The 20,138-nt window shown below is 43.1% G+C and carries 17 protein-coding genes; 4 read left to right on the top strand and 13 right to left on the bottom strand.

What is annotated here, in order from left to right:
* The 3 genes from L2096_RS09005 to L2096_RS08995 form a co-directional block, all read right to left on the bottom strand.
* The coding region (locus L2096_RS09005; protein WP_250365254.1) for a 3-oxoacid CoA-transferase subunit A at window positions 1–393 on the bottom strand (393 nt) is incomplete at its 3' end.
* Window positions 394–482: 89 nt separating this feature from the next.
* Window positions 483–773 carry a muconolactone Delta-isomerase gene (catC, locus tag L2096_RS09000; RefSeq protein ID WP_004925455.1) on the bottom strand — a complete coding sequence of 97 codons (291 nt, stop codon included), beginning with the start codon at window positions 771–773 and terminating at the stop codon, window positions 483–485.
* A 17-nt stretch (window positions 774–790) separates the two neighbouring features.
* The gene (locus tag L2096_RS08995) at window positions 791–1,903 is read right to left on the bottom strand and encodes a muconate/chloromuconate family cycloisomerase (RefSeq protein WP_004936964.1); all 1,113 of its coding nucleotides are present in this window, start codon (window positions 1,901–1,903) and stop codon (window positions 791–793) included.
* A gap of 123 nt (window positions 1,904–2,026) precedes the next feature.
* Between L2096_RS08995 and catM the strand changes: the two genes are divergently transcribed.
* The gene (gene catM / locus L2096_RS08990) at window positions 2,027–2,938 is read left to right on the top strand and encodes a cis,cis-muconate-binding transcription regulator CatM (protein ID WP_004946733.1); all 912 of its coding nucleotides are present in this window, start codon (window positions 2,027–2,029) and stop codon (window positions 2,936–2,938) included.
* A 25-nt stretch (window positions 2,939–2,963) separates the two neighbouring features.
* Here the strand turns inward: catM and L2096_RS08985 are convergent, their stop codons facing one another.
* The 8 genes from L2096_RS08985 to benA all read right to left on the bottom strand — a co-directional run bounded on the left by L2096_RS08985 (window position 2,964) and on the right by benA (window position 12,394).
* Entirely contained in the window at window positions 2,964–4,493 is a 1,530-nt protein-coding gene (locus tag L2096_RS08985; protein ID WP_151808841.1) for a dynamin family protein, read from the bottom strand.
* Entirely contained in the window at window positions 4,490–5,749 is a 1,260-nt protein-coding gene (locus L2096_RS08980) for a GTPase (protein WP_250365253.1), read from the bottom strand. Before L2096_RS08980 ends, L2096_RS08985 begins: the two co-directional genes overlap by 4 nt.
* 84 nt (window positions 5,750–5,833) lie before the next feature.
* Window positions 5,834–6,769 carry a catechol 1,2-dioxygenase gene (catA, locus tag L2096_RS08975; RefSeq protein WP_151965192.1) on the bottom strand — a complete coding sequence of 312 codons (936 nt, stop codon included), beginning with the start codon at window positions 6,767–6,769 and terminating at the stop codon, window positions 5,834–5,836.
* Window positions 6,770–7,383: 614 nt separating this feature from the next.
* Entirely contained in the window at window positions 7,384–8,568 is a 1,185-nt protein-coding gene (gene benE, locus L2096_RS08970; protein WP_250365252.1) for a benzoate/H(+) symporter BenE, read from the bottom strand.
* A gap of 41 nt (window positions 8,569–8,609) precedes the next feature.
* The gene (benD, locus tag L2096_RS08965; protein ID WP_250365251.1) at window positions 8,610–9,395 is read right to left on the bottom strand and encodes a benzoate diol dehydrogenase BenD; all 786 of its coding nucleotides are present in this window, start codon (window positions 9,393–9,395) and stop codon (window positions 8,610–8,612) included.
* An 18-nt stretch (window positions 9,396–9,413) separates the two neighbouring features.
* On the bottom strand, window positions 9,414–10,430 hold the full coding sequence (gene benC / locus L2096_RS08960; protein WP_250365250.1) for a benzoate 1,2-dioxygenase electron transfer component BenC: 1,017 nt from the start codon (window positions 10,428–10,430) through the stop codon (window positions 9,414–9,416).
* 72 nt (window positions 10,431–10,502) lie between these two features.
* Entirely contained in the window at window positions 10,503–11,012 is a 510-nt protein-coding gene (benB, locus tag L2096_RS08955) for a benzoate 1,2-dioxygenase small subunit BenB (RefSeq protein WP_004936940.1), read from the bottom strand.
* Complete coding sequence (gene benA / locus L2096_RS08950; RefSeq protein WP_004946713.1) at window positions 11,009–12,394, bottom strand: benzoate 1,2-dioxygenase large subunit BenA; 1,386 nt, start codon at window positions 12,392–12,394, stop codon at window positions 11,009–11,011. The genes benB and benA overlap by 4 nt, the downstream gene beginning before the upstream one ends.
* A 293-nt stretch (window positions 12,395–12,687) precedes the next feature.
* Between benA and benM the strand changes: the two genes are divergently transcribed.
* Window positions 12,688–13,602, top strand: a complete 915-nt coding sequence (gene benM / locus L2096_RS08945; RefSeq protein WP_004925500.1) for a benzoate utilization transcription regulator BenM — start codon at window positions 12,688–12,690, stop codon at window positions 13,600–13,602.
* A 52-nt stretch (window positions 13,603–13,654) separates the two neighbouring features.
* On the opposite strand, the gene benK is transcribed toward benM, so the two are convergent.
* Together benK and benP are read right to left on the bottom strand one after the other, a co-directional pair.
* Window positions 13,655–15,055 carry an MFS family benzoate transporter BenK gene (gene benK / locus L2096_RS08940; protein WP_151965196.1) on the bottom strand — a complete coding sequence of 467 codons (1,401 nt, stop codon included), beginning with the start codon at window positions 15,053–15,055 and terminating at the stop codon, window positions 13,655–13,657.
* 37 nt (window positions 15,056–15,092) lie between these two features.
* Entirely contained in the window at window positions 15,093–16,340 is a 1,248-nt protein-coding gene (gene benP, locus L2096_RS08935) for a benzoate transport porin BenP (RefSeq protein ID WP_250365249.1), read from the bottom strand.
* A 283-nt stretch (window positions 16,341–16,623) separates the two neighbouring features.
* Between benP and areR the strand changes: the two genes are divergently transcribed.
* Complete coding sequence (areR, locus tag L2096_RS08930; protein ID WP_250365248.1) at window positions 16,624–18,426, top strand: sigma 54-interacting transcriptional regulator AreR; 1,803 nt, start codon at window positions 16,624–16,626, stop codon at window positions 18,424–18,426.
* Window positions 18,427–18,676: 250 nt separating this feature from the next.
* Entirely contained in the window at window positions 18,677–20,131 is a 1,455-nt protein-coding gene (gene areC / locus L2096_RS08925; protein ID WP_004946701.1) for a benzaldehyde dehydrogenase AreC, read from the top strand.
* Window positions 20,132–20,138 lie beyond the last annotated feature (7 nt).

Genomic DNA, 20,138 nt, shown 5'->3' with positions numbered 1-20,138 from the left:
TGCGAGTAAAGTGCCAAAACCAGTTGGGGTGTAGATCGGCCCCAGCCCCATGCCAGCGGCCTGTATGCGGCAGGCCAGATTGCCCTGCGGCACGATTTCAAGTTCAATTTTGCCCGCACGGTATAGCTCGTCAAATACGTAGGAGTCGGCCTGACGTGGGAAGGAACAGATGATCTTTTTAACGGCGCCAGTTTTTAGCAGCTTGGCCAGTCCATAGTCTCCATTGCCGGCGTTGTTGCTGACGATGGTCAGGTTCTTGCGACCTAGTTCAATCAGTCCGTCAATCAGCTCGGCGGGTTGGCCGGCTGTTCCAAAACCACCAATCAGGATGGTGGCACCGTCGTGGATCTGGGAGAGCGCTTCCGTTAGGGTCGCTGCACTTTTATCTATCATGTCATCAACCTTTGGATGAAAACGGAAAATAAAGAAATACCATAAACCTAAGAGATGAACACCGATGAAGTGTCATCTCTACTGACATATCAACTATCGTCATCACGCACAGAAGACGGATGACGATTGAGCGCCATGACTTCAATTTTCATATACGGATATAGCGGTAAGCCTTGTAAAATCGTATGTAGCTCTTCATTACTTTCGACATCAAAAATACTGATATTGGAATATTGTCCGGTAATACGCCAGATATGACGCCATTTGCCTTGGCGTTGCAACTCTTGTGAATAGGCCTTCTCGACCGATTTAATCTGATTGGCCTGATCAGTAGGCATGCTAACAGGTAAATGCACATCCATACGAACTTGAAACAACATAGTAAATTTCCTTTTCCTTAATGACGGCGTAACTGTTCGAGTTTGTCTTCGTCGACCTCAATTCCCAGACCTGGCGTATTGGGAACCACCAGCTCGAAGTTTTCATATTGCAAAGGTGTTTTCAAAATGCTTTGTGTTAGCAATAAAGGCCCGAACAGTTCAGTGCCAAACTCCAGTGTTTCAAAGGTACTAAAGGCATGTGCCGATGCAATACTGCCAACAGGTCCTTCAAGCATGGTGCCACCATATAAACTGATTCCCGCAAGACGCGCAATTTTTGCCACTTCACAGGCTTCAATCAGACCACCCGATTGTTCGACTTTTACTGCAAACACATCGGCACCCGATTTTTTGGCAATTCGATAGGCACTGTCTGGACCAGTCAAGACCTCATCTGCCATAATGGCCACATCAAAACGTGCGGTCAGACGTGCTAAAGCATCTGTATTTTCAATCGCACAGGGCTGCTCAATCAGATCGATTCCACCATCTTGAAGCTGTTGAATCCCTTTAACACATTCAAGCTCAGACCATGCACGGTTCACATCTACACGCACACTGATTTCCGGGCCAAGTGCTTTTTTAATGGCAATTACATGATCGACATCGTGCTGTAGCGGATTTGAACCAATTTTTAATTTAAAGGTATTATGGCGCTTTAATTCGATCATTTTTTTTGCTTCGGCAATATCTTTATCGGTGTCACCTGAAGCCAGTGTCCACAGCACAGGTAATCGATCACGAATACGTCCACCCAGCAATTCGCTCACGGGTATATTCAGTCGTTTAGCCTGTATCTCTAAAAGCGCAGTTTGAATTGCACATTTGGCAAAGCGATTACCATTGATACTTTTACGAATTAATTTTAGGGTTTGGGCTACATTTAAAGGCGCCTTGATGGACAAGAGCAATGGCTTGAAATAGGTGTCGATATTGGCTTTAACACTTTCTGGGCTTTCTTCGCCATAGTTTAATCCACCAATCGTAGTCGCTTCGCCCCAGCCTACAATGCCATCTTCCGTGATGATTTTGATCAAAACTAATGTCTGCGTCTGCATCGTGGTAACCGAAAGCTTGTGCGGACGAATAGTTGGAATATCGACTAATATAGTTTCCACTGATTTATACATCGGTCCATCTTCTTTTCAATAAATACTATTTACATACCTTAAATTAATGTAATAATAAAAACGATAAACAATTTGGTATTTTTGCATACTAAAAAGGTATATAAAATCGATTAGGGCGTATAAATGGAACTAAGACACCTCAGATATTTTGTGACCGTGGTTGAAGAGCAAAGCATTTCCAAAGCTGCTGAAAAGTTGTGTATTGCCCAGCCGCCTCTCAGCCGACAAATTCAAAAACTCGAAGAAGAATTGGGAATTCAGCTATTTGAACGCGGCTCCAGACCGGCTAAAGTGACTGAAGCAGGCATGTTTTTTTATCAGCATGCTGTGCAGATTTTGACTCATACTGCACAAGCGTCCTCGATGGCAAAACGGATTGCAACGGTCAGTCAAACCTTGAGAATTGGTTATGTCAGTTCCTTACTGTATGGTTTGTTACCTGAAATTATTTATCTGTTTCGTCAGCAAAATCCTGAAATTCACATCGAACTCATCGAATGCGGTACCAAAGATCAAATCAATGCTCTTAAGCAGGGAAAAATCGATCTGGGTTTTGGTCGGCTCAAAATTACCGATCCTGCAATTCGACGTATCGTGTTGCATAAAGAACAGCTCAAACTTGCAATCCATAAGCATCATCATCTCAATCAGTTTGCAGCAACAGGAGTTCATCTCTCTCAAATTATTGATGAACCGATGCTGCTGTACCCTGTCTCTCAAAAACCTAATTTTGCGACCTTTATTCAGTCACTCTTTACCGAGCTGGGCCTAGTACCATCCAAACTCACCGAAATACGCGAAATTCAACTGGCGCTCGGCTTGGTGGCAGCAGGTGAAGGCGTCTGTATCGTCCCGGCGTCTGCCATGGATATTGGGGTGAAGAATCTGCTTTATATTCCAATTTTAGATGATGATGCCTATAGCCCAATTTCACTCGCGGTGCGAAATATGGACCACAGTAATTACATTCCTAAAATTCTCGCCTGTGTACAGGAGGTGTTTGCAACACACCACATCAGGCCACTCATCGAATAAAATATGTCTGAAAAATTTCTACTATTTATTCAACGCGTAGCGCTTGGCTGAGTTGATCGAGTGCTGCGCTGTAATCGATGAACGTTTCATCGAGTGTTTGAACATGTTTGATTGACTGCTCAAGTTGAGCCTGACACTGCTCAATCAATTCACTCGTGGAAGCTTTGACAGCTTGTTGAATCTGCTGCGTGAGAATCGTGTACAAGCCATCATGCACTAACATTCCCGCAATGCGTTCATACTGCATTTTTTCGATTTTTTCGATCTTGCTAAGCGAATCCAAATTTAAACCATAAGCATCAAGCTGAATTGCAACCTGTTGTTCGAATGCGACGTTCATCCACTCGTTCAAACTGTTCACTACGGCATCAATATCTTGTGTATTTGCATGTTGCTCAAGAAGTTGTGGCAGCTCAGGCAATACGCTACGCCAGACTGCCTCGGCTAAATCGGTGTGTAGCTGTCGTAAATCATCTTGAGCCTGTTTGAGGTCCTGTTGTATTTGCTCTAGATCGGGTTGCAGATAAAGCCTTAAACCTTCAATGACGTGTTCTTGCAAAAAATGCAACAATACTTCGGCAGGTTTACGCTGCTTATAGCGCAAAGCAGGCTCAATAAGGGCCAAAAGTGCTGCAAATAATCGCTCAAAACCAGCCTCGTTCATGGCTTGTGGGGTCATATCTGCTTCACGCGCCATTTGAGTTGAAACGGACACGGGCGGCTTTAATAAACTCACGTCCACTTGCATACTGTGCAGTTTTTCTTGCGCACGCATCAATACATCAGACTCTTGCAACGCGCGTTGTTCTGAATTTTTATTGCAAAGCACTGTACGTAGCTCACCATCAATTTCATCTTCTTCGACAAAATCGCTTCGGGTAATAACAGGAAATAAAGGTTTATGACGCTTTAACTCGCGCCCCAGTGCATCTAGCTCTTGCACCTGACCAGGTGAAGTTGCGCTACTGAGCCACAGCACACCATCTGCACTGTCGATAAATTTTTGTGTGAGCACTGCATTTTCTTGAGTACCAGAATGCAAACCTGGGGTATCTAGCAAAATAAGTTTTTCACCCAGACATACGCCCTGTAGTTGCGCTGTCGTCTCGGTTGCACCTTCGCGTAAGCGAGATTCGGTATAAAATATCTGTTCATTTTGAACATGAAAATATTGCACGGTTTGTCCGTGAGAACGAAAGCATTCGGCCAGTAAGTTACATAACGAACTCTTTCCGGCATTAAACTTACCGAATACAAGCAACATCACCCGATCATGAAATACTTCTGCAACCGATTGAGCAGCACTAAAAGTATGCCATTCGGTATCCCAATTCGATACATGCGTTGTAAGCTTATGGTTAAATTGCTTGAGTTGATTGGCGATTTTTGCCTGCGGTGACCAGCCCGTTAAATCAAAGGTATTTTGTTTTAATGCTGTAGCAAATGCTTCGCGCCATTGCTGCATCAATTGCAATGCCAACTGTATATCCCCTTGGGCAGTCGCAATCTGCCGGGTGTGTTCGATAAACAATTGAATATGTCCGCCGCTGGTCATGCTGCACTCTCCATCTGTTGCAACGCCATCATTGCATTTTGAATACCCCCTAGCTGCCGCATTGTCTGCTCAATCTTGGCAGCTAAAGCCATTCGGCCTGCTGACTTTTCAAAATAAAATCGAAACTCTCTTTGCAGGCGTTGTCGTTCGGTATCGGTATAAAACAATGCACGTAGCTGATCGCGAAATTTCACTGAAATTCCAAAAACCGCAACAATGACCGTATCAATACTTTTAATCGTAGTTTGCTGCTCTGTAGGTAAACCCACCACACCGTGACGTATGAGATGGCTATTGATCTCGATACAGGCACGTGAGTAAGCAATCTGCACTTTGGCACGTTGCTGCTTGGCTTCTGTATTTTTAAACATCGTGGCAAATGAATCTGGATTGAGTGCTTGATCTTGGCCATCTATATTTACAATGGGCTCAAGATCTACTCGAATCTTATCGAGTATGTTGATGAGCCCTGTATCAAAGTCATGTAATTGCTGCTGCTGTGTCTGTTGTAGTTGCTGAAGTACACGTTTTTGATCGAGTAATAACTGATTGAGTTGATGATACAAACCAGACAGCAATCTATTCTTTTCATACGCTCGTGCAGATGGAACCTGAGCAAGTGCCTGCTCAAGTGTATGTCGCAATGCGCCGATTCCACTTTTTTCGATCAGCAAGGTTTTCCCGTTTTCAATGCCCTGACGGTGGCGAGTGGCCGAAACAGCCAAAATATCGAGTTTGGGTACCTGCTGTGCAATTGAGGTTTTAATCTGGGTTAAAATTGTCTGATCCGGTATCTGATCTATCTGGGTCAAGACCAGTATGGTTTGGCGTCGGCTATGGTCTGCATCTTCAATAAGTTGTTGTAAAAGATGATGCTCGGTTGCATCGAGTTCGCCTTCTCGGACTGAATGCACAAAAAGGCGAATATCTGCCTGTGTCCAGACTGCTTCGAAAGCATGACGATCATCCACTGCCGCAACATCTGCATCGAGTCCGGGTGCATCTAACCAACGCACCTGATCTTGTTTATGTTCGGCCAGTTGAATCGTCTCTCGTTTATCGGCAACAGAAAAAATATCTGTCCCGATCAGCTCATTGAGTAGTCGGCTTTTACCATGATTATATTTACCAATGACGGTAATGGTGGGGTCACAAGCAAACTGCATCAGACGAACCAAGCGTGCCAATTGCCCAGCCTGATTCGGCAATACGCTTAAAATTTTATCTACGGCTTCCTGAATGATTTGATTGTCCACGTAATTGTCTCCACCCTTCCCTGAAATAAAAACAGGCCAGTGATCTTGATCACTCGCCTGATAATTTTGAACCATTTTGGTGTATTACACCGCTAGACGTGGACGATCAACAACTTGGTTATCCACACCATCAACCAAACGCGTCAATTTTAGATCGAAAACCATTTCAGCGAATGGGCCTTCAACATCATTGGCCTTAATGGCTTCAGGATCGATGTGTTCCACTGCATCAACCACCAAGCCTTCACGGGTTGCATAAGCAAAGTCGTCATAGGTGTACGGATCGCCAGCCACATTAATTTGCGTAGTCAGTTTGCGGTGTCCATCGGCAGAAACAAAATAGTGAATGTGCGCAGGGCGGTTACCATGACGGCCCAATTGATTCAGCAACTGTTGCGTTGGACCTTCTGGTGGGCAACCATAACCCGCAGGCAAAATGGTACGAACGCGATACTGACCGTTTTCATCGGTAATAATACTGCGGCGCATATTGAACGCTTGCTGCTCGCCTGTTGGGTCGAAGTGTGAATAAAAGCCTTTGGTGTTGGCATGCCAGATTTCAACTTTGGCATTTGGTAAAGGTTTTCCATCTGCATCAAAGATCGTGCCATGTAGAATCAGGGTATGACCATTTGGATCACTTCCGTCATCCATGCGCGCATAACCTACCGATTCAGGCGCACCTGCCACATATAGCGGGCCTTCAATGGTACGTGGTGTCGCATTTTCAATACCTAGTGCGGCATCTTCGGCATCCATACGCATATCGAGGTAGTGGTCAAAACCCAAGCCTGGCGAGAGTAAACCAGCTTCTTGATTGGCACCTAGCTGATTTAAATATGCCACACCCGCCCAGTATTCATCTGAAGTGATATTCAAATCTTCAATGGCTTTATATAAATCTGAAAGCACACGATGGATGATCTGCTTTACACGCGGATTGCCACCTTCTTGCTCAAGTCCGCTTGCAACACGTAAAAAATCTTGCACATCCTGAGTATTGAATATTTTAACTTCCATGGCTTTCTCCTTGAAATCGCCAAAACATCATTTGATAAACTTATCTGTCGACGCTATCGTTGAATGTGTTGTGCATATTGGTTCAATTAACCTTTGCTTGGTTTGCCTCAGCCTTGAGCTTTGCCTTGCTTCACACACCACAAACTTATTTATTTCGATAGTCGTTTCTATACCTTCCATACTGACCAACTGTATCTGAAACTCATGACGACTCCAATTCCCAAGAGAGTATGTTTTCATGCTTTTTTGGTATACTAATTTTTTAGACATCTGATTTAAAAATAAATCTTAATAAAAATTTTCAGGCTAAAATTTAAAATAAAACAATAAAATTCAAATATATATAATGTATTTAAATTTTAAAAAGTAAATTTAGCTCATAATGTGATCATTGCTATGGCCGAGCAGATATCGCTAAATACCTTCATAAAAGGAATATTCAGGAGTTAAAAAATTGTTATGTATTGAACTACTCAAACCCATGGTGGTTTCAACAGGAATGAAATAGAAACAAATTAAGCTGAGTGATATGTCATCTCTTAAAAAACAAAATTCGCCTTAGAATAAAGCGAATATGATAGAAATAATCGAATGGTCTAAATGACAAATTTAATTTAACTGGCTTTGGGTTTTAGTAAGATAAAATAGGCCAGCATGCCAATACACATCCCCCAAAACACTGAACTCAAGCCCAAGAAATGCATTCCCGAAACGGTTGCCAAAAAGGTAATCAGTGCAGGATCTCGTTGCTGATCTTCTTGCATGGCAATTTTAATATTGCTTGCTATTGCACCCAAAAGCGCAAGTCCGGCCAGTGCAGCAACCAGTTCTTTGGGCAATAAGCTAAACAACGCTACAATACTGCCTGCAAACACACCTCCTAAAATATAAAACAAACCATTTGCTATTCCAGCAATATAGCGTTTGTCTTTGAGTTCATGTGCATCTTTACCCATACATAAGGTGGCTGTAATGGAGGCCAGTACAATGGTAATTCCACCTGCAAAGGCAGCAAACAACGAGGCCAAGCTTGCGGCGGCAATAATTGGTTTGGCGGGTGTGTTATACCCACTGAGTTTTAAAATGGCCATACCAGGCAGAAACTGCCCTGTTAAGCTCACCAAAATTAGCGGCAGCGCCAAATTTAAGGTTGAAAACCATGACCACTCTGGTGCAATAAACTGCGGGCGTGCAATGTGAAAATCTAGCGGCACCGGATTCATTTTTCCAAGAAAAAAACTAAACGCTACACCACAAATAAGTACCCAAAGCATGCAGTAACGCGGTGAAAAGCGTCGACTGATCAGATAACACAGCAACATGCTAAACACGATCAGCGGTAAAGTATCGGTGGCAAGAAATAGCCCAAGACCAAACTGGAATAAAATGCCGGCCATCATGCCAGCAGCAATTCCCTGCGGTATCCATTTGAGTAATTTGTCAAAATAGCCGGTAATGCCGACCAGAAAAATCACAATTGCCGCGGTAATATAGGCGGCAATGGCTTCATTTAAACTAATGTTGGGAAACAAGGTAACCAACAATGCCGTCCCGGGTGCCGACCATGCGGTCACTACAGGTGTTTTAAACCGAATAGATAAAAAAATACCTGTCACGGCGGCACCGATCGAAATAGCCCAAATCCATGAGATCATCATCTCTGTCGAGACGTGTGCTTTTTGTGCTGCTTGAAAGAAGATAATTAACGGGCCCGAGTATGAAATCAGGACCGCTAAAAAGCCTGCAATCGTGGCCGATAACGACCAATCTTGCTTCAATGTTTTTAACAGGGTTGTCATGATGCCTCCTTGCAGTCTCCCTTTAAATAATGACCATCAGATCATCCCTGATCGCCTCCACCCACCGGAAGCACGCTGCCCGTGATGTAAGAAGATTCATCTGAGGCTAAAAAAGTAATCGCATTGACTTGTTCATCAATACTGCCATAACGCCCTAAAAAGCTTCGATCAATGGTTTGGTCAACCACTTGTTGCATCCAGACTTGTTCATTTTCCGATAAAGGCTGAGCATTACGTGGAATCTTACGCGGCGGCGCTTCAGTTCCTCCCGTTGCAACCGCATTCACACGAATACCATGCTGGGCATGCTCAAAGGCAAGTGAAGCCGTTAAGGCATTTACACCGCCTTTAGAAGCCGAATATGGAATTCGGTGAATACCTCGTGTCGCAATTGACGACACATTCACAATAGTGCCCTGTTGATGTTTTAGCATTTCTGGAAGTACTGCACGGCAGCACCAGAGCGTTGGAAATAAGGAGCGATGAACCTCCTGAATAATTTCCTCTTCTGAAAACTCCTGAAAGGGTTTCATCCAGATTGCACCACCGACATTATTGATCAGCACGTCGATGCGTCCGTATTCGGCAATTGCATGTGATACCACCGATTCCGCACCAGCATAAGTTTCCAAATCTGTCTCAACAGCAATTGCCAATGCGCCCAAGGCTTTGATCTCAGCCAATACCGCCTGAACCAGATCAGAACGGTCGGCCAATATCAGACGCCCTCCCTCTTGGGCAATCCGTAGTGCAACACCACGACCAATGCCTTGAGCTGCACCTGTTACAATGACAACTTTATGTTCAAAACGTTGTGTCGAATTCATATCGGTCTCCGTTTTGAGTTAGTTGGCAGAGAATTTTTCAAATAAAAAGTTCGCTGGTTGAATCCCTTGTGTATCCAACCAGCTTCGCACCGCTTCCACCATAGGAACCGGTCCGCACAGATACACATCAACTTCACCGCCATTTAGCCAGTCATTTTCGATATGACCCGTGACGTAACCTTTACGTTCATGTTGACTTTCTGCATGTGCCACCACGGTACGATATTCAAACCATGGTAGTTTCTGCTGAAGTGCATCGAGTTGTTCAAGCGCCACCAGATCACAATCTTGCGTTACGCCAAACACCAGTCGTACCGGATGCTCACTGCCTTTTTGCTCAAGTACTTGCAACATCGATAAAAACGGTGCGATTCCTGTACCACCAGCCAGCATGAGCACAGGACGCTTGACATCACGCAGATAAAAACTACCAAATGGTCCAGTAAAGCTCATTTTGTCGCCTGCTTTGGCCTGCACACTTAAATACTCGCTCATTTTACCTAGCGGCACATTACGAACCACGAACCCGGTTAAGCGACTGCCCGGTTGTGAGCTAAACGAATACGAGCGTGTTTCCGTGGTGCCCGGCAGCGTCACGTTGACATACTGCCCTGCCAGAAAATGAATATCGGGCTGGCCGTCATCGAGCTGAATATCAAAGGTGATGGTCGAATCCGATAGATTTTCAACCCGCGCCAACGTGCCTTCAAAGTGATGAATCTTGGTTTTACATACCTCAGAAGATGCCTGAATTTGAAATACAGCATCCGAAGTTGGACGACATTGACATGCCAAAACGTAACCCTGCTGCGCTTCTTCTGGGGTGAGTGCATCTTCAATGTAATTGTCTTCAGGCATGTCATAGTTGCCAGATTCACAAAAGGCACGACAGGTACCACACGCGCCTTCACGACAGTCCATTGGAATATTGATTTGCTGACGGTATGCGGCATCGGATAAGGTTTCACCTTGAGCGACGCGAATAAAACGGGTAACGCCATCTTCAAATTGAAGTGCTACTTGATGGTTTGACATGGCAGGAATCCTATTCAAATATAAACTCATAAACCCTCAGTCAAGTGTCCGTTTGACTGAGGTACAACTGATTTAGATATGATAAATATCAATGACTTGATTAATGTAATCATTCTTAAGCACCACATACTTGCTCAAGATTTTTGGTTGTTCACCTGAAAAATCGATTACATAGCGTGACATGCCAAAATAGCTGTAGCTGTTTTTATAGCGGAAACTGAGCGTATTCCAGTTAAAACGTACTGTGACTTGAAGGCCATCACGTGATTCAACTTCGATATTGCTAATATTGTGTGCCGTACGCGTATCTGGCATGGTCGCCGATGAACGCTCGGTTTTAATCCGAAACACTCGATCTTCAAGACCTTGGCGATCTGGATAATAAATCAGCGAAATCTCAGTTTGAGGGTTTTCAGTAAGCTGGTCGTTATCGTCCCACGCGGGCATCCAAAATGAGGCTTGAGGTGCGTAACATTCAAGCCAGTCATCCCATTGCTCATCATCTAAAAAACGGGCCTCGCTATACAAAAACTGGCTAATCTGTTCGATGCTGATGGTGTCTAAAAGTGCTGTAGCATTCATGCGTTCTCTCCCTGACGCGATGCAAATTCTTTTTCCGCAGCAATCGCTTGTTTCATACTTTTGAGCCAGTATTGATGCTGTGCCAAATACAAGCCTTCATCTTCAGTTTTAATACCACTAATAGCCGGTTTTAATCCGATTTCATTAGCGGCATCGTCTGGTCCATAAATCCAATGTTTTGATCCGCGGCACATGTCGTTCCATTCCAGTTCAATACCTGCATAACCAGCCTGACAGGCACGAAACTCCTCAAGATCGTCTGGTGTCGCCATTCCAGATGCATTAAAGAAATCTTCATACTGGCGAATACGGCGTGCACGCGCTTCGGGTGCTTCACCTACAGGCGCAATACAGTAAATGGTGACTTCGGTTTTATTGACCGAAATTGGACGTAAAACACGAATTTGCGAACCAAACTGATCCATCAGGTAAACGTTTGGATATAAACACAAGTTACGTGAGCGTTCGATCATCCATTTCGACATTGCGGCACCGAATTTTTCGGTATATTCCGCTGCTTTAGGAAAGTTTGGTCGGTCTTCCGGATTACCCCATTGTGTCCAGAGCAACATATGACCATGTTCAAATCCATATGAACCACCGCCATGTTTCCCCCACGAGCCCGCACTCATCGCGCGAATGGTGTCACCTGCCTGTTTTTCTTTACGATGCTGCGTGGTGGCTGCATAGTTCCAGTGCACCGCCGAAACGTGATAGCCATCTGCTCCGTTTTCTGCGGTCAACTTCCAGTTTCCTTCATAGGTGTAGGTCGAAACACCACGTAGTACTTCAAGACCCTGATCGGATTGCCCGACAATCATGTCGATAATTTTGGTGGTTTCCCCTAAAAACTCTTGCAGTGACGGTACATCAGGATTCAGACTGCCAAATAAAAAACCTTTATAACTTTCAAAACGCGCCACCTTTTTTAAGTCGTGGGAACCGTCCTGATTAAAACAATCTGAATAACCGGCATCGCTTGGATCTTTCACCTTCAACAGTTTTCCTGAGTTATTGAAGGTCCAGCCATGAAATGGGCAGGTATAAGTGGCCTTATTACCACGCTTATGACGACAAAGCTGTGCACCACGATGTGAACATGCGTTAATCATGGCGTTAAGTTCGCCGTTGCGATTACGCGCAATCAAAATCGGTTGTCTGCCAATATAGGTGGTGTAATAGTCGTTGTTGTTGGGAATCTGGCTTTCATGAGCCAAGTAAACCCAATTTCCTTCGAAAATGTATTTCATTTCAAGATCAAAAAGTGCCTGATCTGTAAATACAGAACGATGTAACTTAAATTCACCTGTTTCGGTATTGTCTACAAGCAGTTCATCAATTCGGTCAAGATGGCTAGTATTAATGACGGGAATACGTGGCATATCCTTTCTCCAACATTCCAAAATAAGAAACTTGTCTAGGCCAGAGCAAAACGCTGTGCTTAGTCAAACATTCAATTAAACAACGCAACGCATAAAATGTTTACTTAACGGCAGAACCGTCGAATAAAACGAATATCCATTTCAGCTTTCAATTTTCCAAATTGAAGAAAGCATTTAATGGGTCAAGCCCCTGCCTTCTTCTTGTCTTTCTTGCTTGTTTATACCTTAAAAGAATGTTTTAATAAGTTCAAACACATTATTTGTATAATAAAATACCTATGGAGTATTTTTAAATGGAACTTAGACATCTCCGCTATTTTGTGGCGGTGGTTGAGGAGCAAAGCTTCACCAAAGCCGCAGACAAATTATGCATTGCACAGCCGCCCTTAAGCCGACAAATTCAAAATCTTGAAGAAGAATTGGGGATTCAGCTTTTAGAGCGCGGCAGCAGACCGGTCAAGACAACACCTGAAGGTCACTTTTTTTATCAGTACGCCATCAAACTATTGTCGAATGTCGATCAAATGGTTTCCATGACCAAGCGCATTGCCTCGGTTGAAAAAACCATTCGTATCGGATTTGTGGGTTCGCTCCTATTTGGTTTACTGCCACGGATTATTCATTTGTATCGTCAGGCGCACCCCAATTTACGCATTGAACTTTACGAAATGGGCACCAAGGCACAAACCGAAGCATTAAAAGAAGGTCGTATCGATGCCGGATTTGGTCGACTTAAAATCAGTGATCCCGCCATTAAACGTACCTTATTGCGTAATGAACGTTTGATGGTGGCCGTACATGCCAGCCATCCGCTTAATCAAATGAAAGATAAAGGCGTGCATTTAAACGATTTGATTGATGAAAAAATTTTGCTTTATCCAAGCTCGCCTAAGCCTAATTTTTCTACCCATGTAATGAATATCTTTTCTGATCATGGCTTAGAACCCACCAAAATTAATGAAGTCCGTGAAGTTCAACTGGCGCTTGGATTAGTGGCAGCGGGTGAAGGAATTTCATTGGTACCGGCCAGTACGCAAAGTATCCAGCTTTTTAATCTGAGCTATGTGCCGCTTCTAGATCCCGATGCCATCACGCCCATCTATATTGCCGTGCGCAATATGGAGGAAAGCACTTATATTTATTCTTTGTACGAAACGATTCGCCAGATATATGCCTATGAAGGTTTTACTGAGCCGCCAAACTGGTAACAAAAAACCCATCAGACTGTGAGGTGCTGATGGGTTTTTATAAATTTTTAGATTAATGCGAGACTGCTTCGTTCACTTTCACCGTAGTGGTGTCGTTTTGATGGGCAATCGGGCTGATCGGTTCAGGTTGATACATACGTCTGTCATTGATTAAAAATACCGTAACAATACCAAGAACCGCAGGAATACTCAGTGCCAGAAAGTTATAGAAGTGCGGTAGTTGCAAAGACAATAACCATCCAGTCAAGATTGGCCCTAAAATTGCGCCGACACGCCCCATGCCAAGCCCCCAGCCAATTCCAGTAGAGCGAACATTTGGGGCATAAAATTTTGCCATATAGGCCAGCAGCATAATTTGAGCACCAATTGAGGCTGCGCCCGCACATGCAATTAAGATATACAAAATCACACTGCTAAACTGGAAAGACAACAGACTCAGTGAAATCGCACCCAGCAATAACAAGCCCATGGTCACAAATTTGACGTTATAGCGATCGGCAAGATATCCACCCAAAATAGAGCCGATCATTCCCCCCACGTTTAAAGAGAACAAGAAAATGAGACTCTTCGAGAGGTTATAACCTGCTTCAATCATCAGTTTTGGCAACCAGTTCCCCAGTGCATAAACCATAATCAGTGTCATAAAAATTGAGCACCAAAACATCATCGTACTAAACGCACGCTGTTCCTGAAAAATCATTTTGACTGGTGCTTGTGCCTGATTTTGATTCGATGAGTTCAGTACAAAAACATGATCGGGCTGATACTGATACGACGGCACCATTTTAGCCATAATAAAACGAACCGTTTCATCTTTCTTTTTGCGAACCAAATAGTCAATCGATTCAGGTAAAACTTTCATGAGAGGCAATAACAACACCAATGGAATTCCGGCAATCATAAACATGATTTTCCAGCCATAGAGCGGCACTAAAATCGACCCCAGAAAAGCTGCCGTCATGCCGCCAATGGCATAACCACTAAACATCAAGGTCACAAAAAAACTTTTAAATTTTTTCGGTGCGTATTCACTGACCAGCGCAATTACGTTTGGCATTACACCACCAATGCCTACACCTGCCAAAAAGCGAAATATGGAAAATTGCGTGGTGGTTTCAGAAAAACCGCACAATACCGTGCACAAGCTAAATAAAATAATACAGACCGCAATGACTTTTTTTCGGCTCACGCCCAAATGTTCAAGCTTGTCGGCGATGGTGCCAAAAATCAGGGCACCAAACATCATACCAAACAATGCAATACTGCCAATAAAGCCCGCGGTGACCGGATCAATGGCCCACTCTTTCATCAGAAGCGGTAATGCCACCCCGTAAATTACCAGATCGTAACCATCAAAAATAATAATGAGGGTACTGAGTATAATCACTCGCCAATGAAACGGCGTGAGCTTTGAGTCGTCAATCATCTGATTGACATTAATTTCTCTAGACATAACATTCCTCCATCCATAAGGATTTAGCACCAAGCACTCAGAATTTTTTGGTGTAAGTTAGAAATAAACGATTTTCGTTAAAATCCGTTCCGTAACGGACTTTATACGGGATATACAACCACTGGAATCCGACGCCTTTTAGCTTTGGATTTTGAAAGGCGTAATTCAAAATAAAGTTGCTTTCTTGCTCTTTGTTTTTCAGACCTGTTGCGGTCTTAAAGTCGTACCCATACACATGCTTAAAGGTAAAATTTAAACCCGGTACATAATCTTTAAAGTCGTAGCCATAGATAAAGTGAACTGATTTTTCATCAGCTTTAAAGAAGCCTGTGGTGTTCCAGTTAATGAAATAGGTTTCAGGTAAAAAGCCATCTGGCAGTGGGTAAGCATCTCCCACAATTTGCTGATAACCCAATCCAACAGTATGATTTCGGTACTTTAAAGTTTCTAAAATTCCGAGGTTTTGGCTATCGATGTTGTAATTTTTATTGTCTTCACTGGCATTAAAATATTTAAGCTTGGTGTGCAACGAGGCCTCAGGCGAAAGCTTGTAGCTATAATCTGCGCCAAGATAATGTTTGTTATAAAGATTTTCTAAATTACCAAAATAATATTCAAGCTTTAAATTCGGTAAAACCTGATACTTTAAATCGATGTAATTTAAACCGTCCGAAACGTATTTGATGCCATTTTTGGTGAAGGTCAGTTTACGAAAATCTTCTTCGTTACGTGGCGATACTTTAGAAATTATCCCAATTTCACCCGTAAGCTTACTGGTCAGTTTCGAATTGAGACTAACCCCCTGATACGAAGTCAGTAACTGACGGCTACGGTCTACCGCAGTGACGGGTAAATCTGGCCAAAGCTCGCCCACACGAAGCTCGGTTTGATCATATTTAAGTTTAAGTGTTCCACCATATTTTAAATAATCACGCGCCTGCTCTTGGCTTACCGGATCAAAAGGTAAAATGGTATCTGCCACACCCTTGTCATGACTCAAACGAACCGCATATTGCACTGAACCATCCACACCAATTTCAAGTCCATCGATGGGTGTTTTGTAATAGTCAGATTTATAAAATAAAGAAGCGCCTTGCGACCAGCTACCGGTGTCCTTGACAGCATTGCCGTCATAATCACGATCGATATAAGCGTTTTTGAGGCTAAGTGTCCAGTTATCTTGAGCATTGACCACTGTCGGTATCACACCGATACAGCCTACCATGCCAAAAGTAACCCCCATTCGTAGCATAAACTGATAAAGACGCGTTGTTGAATATTGCATAGGTCCTTCCCAAAAGATCATCCTGATCATGTAATAAAAATAATTATTGATCGCTAATTTATTTTTTTTAATCACGTGTGTCGATATTCAAAAATACATATATTCATACCTTTAGGATATGTTAATGCGGATAAAACGCCTGAAATCTATAAAATCAACTTTTATACACAACTCAAAAAGTATCTTTGCTATAGTCAAAAAAGATTCAATGGACGATGAAAAGATGATGTTGTTTCTGATGTAGTCGCGAGCAACGTTTCTTTGTTTTTGAAGGATTCAAACTATGCAAATTTCATCAAGTCGTGACTGGTGCCAAGTTAAAGATTATTTTTATAAAACGGGTCAAGTTCCAGAACAAACCGAGCTTGATCCAACCATTTTACAGATGTGGCATAAAGCCAAAGCAGCGGGCTTGAGCCCGTTCACGCCAGTTCCAGCCTCGACACAGCAGCCCCTAACCACAGACGATATGCGTCTATCTGAAACGGTTTTTCCTATTTTGAAAGATATTTGGGCGCTGTTTAAACATCAGAATATTTGTACATTTTTTCTGAATACCCAATTTAAAATTATTGCCGAATATCAAAATCCTGACCCTCATTCGCCCTATCATTTTTTAAAGCAAGGTCAAGTTCTGGATATTGCACAGTTTGGCAGTATTGCGCCCTCGTGTAGTATTTTGAGTCAGATGCCGATCATTATGATGGGCCACCAGCATTATTTAAATGAATTCTCTGACTTTTACTGTGCATCGGTACCTGTGTTCAATGGTCAGGGCAAAATACTGGGCGCGCTGGACATCACCTCATATCGTGAACAACTGGCCAGTAACTGGCTAAGACACCTGCTTTATCAGGGATATGTGGTTGAAAATGAAATTATAAAAAAGAATATGCCAGCACAACATCAGCTGCTTTATTTTCAGCATTCAGAAGATTTATTAAAAACAGCCTATACTGGCATGATTGAAATTGATGCCACGGGGCAGATTCAAAAAGCCAATCAAATGGCATTAACTTTACTCAATACGTCTATTGATCAATTATTGTATAAGCCCATCTCGAACTATTTCAGTTCGATCAGTACCCTCGCCTCACTTGAGCAGCAGACGCAATTTATACGTAGTCAAGACGAAGCGCTGTTTTATGCACGTTTATACACGCCTCAAATGACTAAAAAAACAAGCCACCTATTCAGCACATCTACACCCGATTTCAAAGATATTGCCAAATTAAGCAAAATCTTGCATTCCGATGTACCCATTTTAATTACGGGTGCCACAGGCTCAGGTAAAGATCATTTGGCACGTCAAATTCACGAATTTGCGGCAAAAGATCAGGCATTTATTTCGATTAACTGTGCAGCTATTCCTGAACACTTACTTGAATCTGAACTTTTCGGCTATGAAGCAGGTGCTTTTACAGGAGCAAGTGCCAAAGGCAAACGTGGTTTGATCGAACTTGCTCATCAGGGCATTTTGTTTTTAGATGAAATTGGTGATTTACCCAAACATTTACAGGCAAAATTATTACGCGTTTTACAAGATCAGTTTTTTTATCGTGTAGGCGGTCATAAGCCGATTCAAAGTCAGTTCAAATTAATTTCTGCCACCCATCAAGATCTATTGGCAATGATTGACAACCATGACTTCAGAAGTGATTTGTATTACAGAATATGTGGCTATCAGATCGAGTTACCACAACTCAAAGACCGTCCAGATAAAATTGATATTTTTAAGACACTGCTGGCCAAAGCCAAAATTTACAGTTGGTCGGTCAATGTTCAAGAACAGTTCGAGCGCTACGATTGGCCCGGAAACATTCGAGAATTGGCTCATGTGATTCAACTTTCTGCGGCGCTTATAGCGCATGATTCTCTTGAACATGCGCATCTTGAACATTTACATCTACCACAGCAACGAAAAGTTACGCCCCAATCCTACCTAGCAAATAAGCCTCAAACTTCACTAAATCAGATGACCAAACAGCTTGTTTTGGACATTTTGCAACAAGAAAAAGGCAACATCTCTCAAGCCGCTAAGCGACTCAATATCTCAAGAACAACACTGTATAAGTATTTACAGTAATAAATCCTAAAAGTAGTACTGTACATTGTTCAGATTCTGGACAATGTACAATTCAATAGTGTTCAGCCCCTGAACAACCACCCGAAAATTTAAAAAATTAATTAAATAAAAACAATAATTTAAATATTGGCACATTCCCTGCAATAGGTGAGATATCGATACTACACATACGATTTTAGTCTGTGTGATTTTAAACAATCGTAAGAACGAAATTATCGAAAAAGCACGAACAGGACGTTACGAGGTCTATATGACATTACTTGATGCTTCAATTTGGAACAAAAAATTATTTAACGGTGGTTGGTTTGAAAGCGGACAACCCTACGGTGTGGTAGAAGTTGCCACAGGTGAGCAGCTCGGCCAGACAGGCTCTGCATCGCCTACAGATGTTGCTCAAGCAGCGAAAGAAGCGCAAACGGCGCAGCGGCAGTGGTGGGCGCTCGATTATTTAGAACGCCAAGCCGTATTTGAAAAAGCCGTACAGATTGCCACAGAGCACCAAGATGAACTGGTCAATTGGCTGATTCGTGAAAGTGGCTCACTGGCACTTAAAGCTCAGTTTGAAGTGAAAGTAAGCATTCAAATGCTTAAAAACTGTATTGCATTTCCGCAGCTAGATCAGGGGAACATATTACCGAGTCGCAACGGTAAATTAAGCTTGGCCAAACGCTTACCGTTGGGTGTGGTCGGCGTAATTTCACCTTTTAATTTTCCGCTTTATTTGGCGCTTCGTGCGGTTGGGCCAGCTTTGGCATTTGGTAATGCGGTGGTACTTAAGCCAGATGAACGAACGGCGGTGTGTAGTGGTTACGCAATTGCCCGCATTTTTGAACTGGCTGGCTTACCAAAGGGCTTACTGCATGTATTACCAGGTGGCGCCGATACAGGTGAGGCTCTCACACTCGATCCACATATTGCCAGCATTCAGTTTACGGGTTCAACGCAGGTGGGCCGTATCATTGGTGCCAATGCCGGCAAAACTTTGAAAAAAGTCTCGTTAGAACTTGGCGGCAAAAACTCGCTGATTATTCTTGACGATGCCGATCTCGATTTAGCAGCCGAGAATATTGCATGGGGTGCATTTTTGCATTCTGGCCAGATTTGCATGACATCTGGCAAAATCTTGATTCATGAAAAAATTTACGATGCTCTCAAAGCGCGCGTAATCGAAAAGGTCAAACGCTTTGTGGTGGGTAATCCTTTAGAGCAAAACGTGACCATTGGCCCTTTGATCAATGAAAAGCAAAGCAAGCGCGTAGAAGCATTGGTTCAAGCCGCGGTTGAACACGGCGCGACCCTTGAAGTTGGAGGTAAAGCGAATGGCCCGTTCTTTGAGCCAAGCGTACTTTCACAGGTGCAAGCAGATAATCCAATTTTCAGTGAAGAGATCTTTGGGCCAGTGGCCGTACTGATTCCTTTTGCAAGCGATGAACAAGCGATTGAACTGGCCAATATGGGAGATTATGGGCTTTCGGCTGGCATTATTTCATCCAATGTGGGGCGTGCCATGCAACTCGGTGCACAGCTAAATGTCGGTTTGTTACATATCAATGATCAGACCGTAAATGATGAAACGATTAATCCATTTGGCGGATTTGGCGCATCTGGCAATGCAACACGAATTGGTGGGCCAGCAAATCCAGATGAATTTACTCAGTGGCAATGGATGACCATTCAGGCTGAGGCGCCACACTATCCATTTTAATTTTTTT

The organism is Acinetobacter sp. ACZLY 512 (genome assembly GCF_023614015.1).
GTDB lineage: Bacteria > Pseudomonadota > Gammaproteobacteria > Pseudomonadales > Moraxellaceae > Acinetobacter > Acinetobacter soli.
This window is presented reverse-complemented; position numbering and strand designations above follow the sequence as displayed.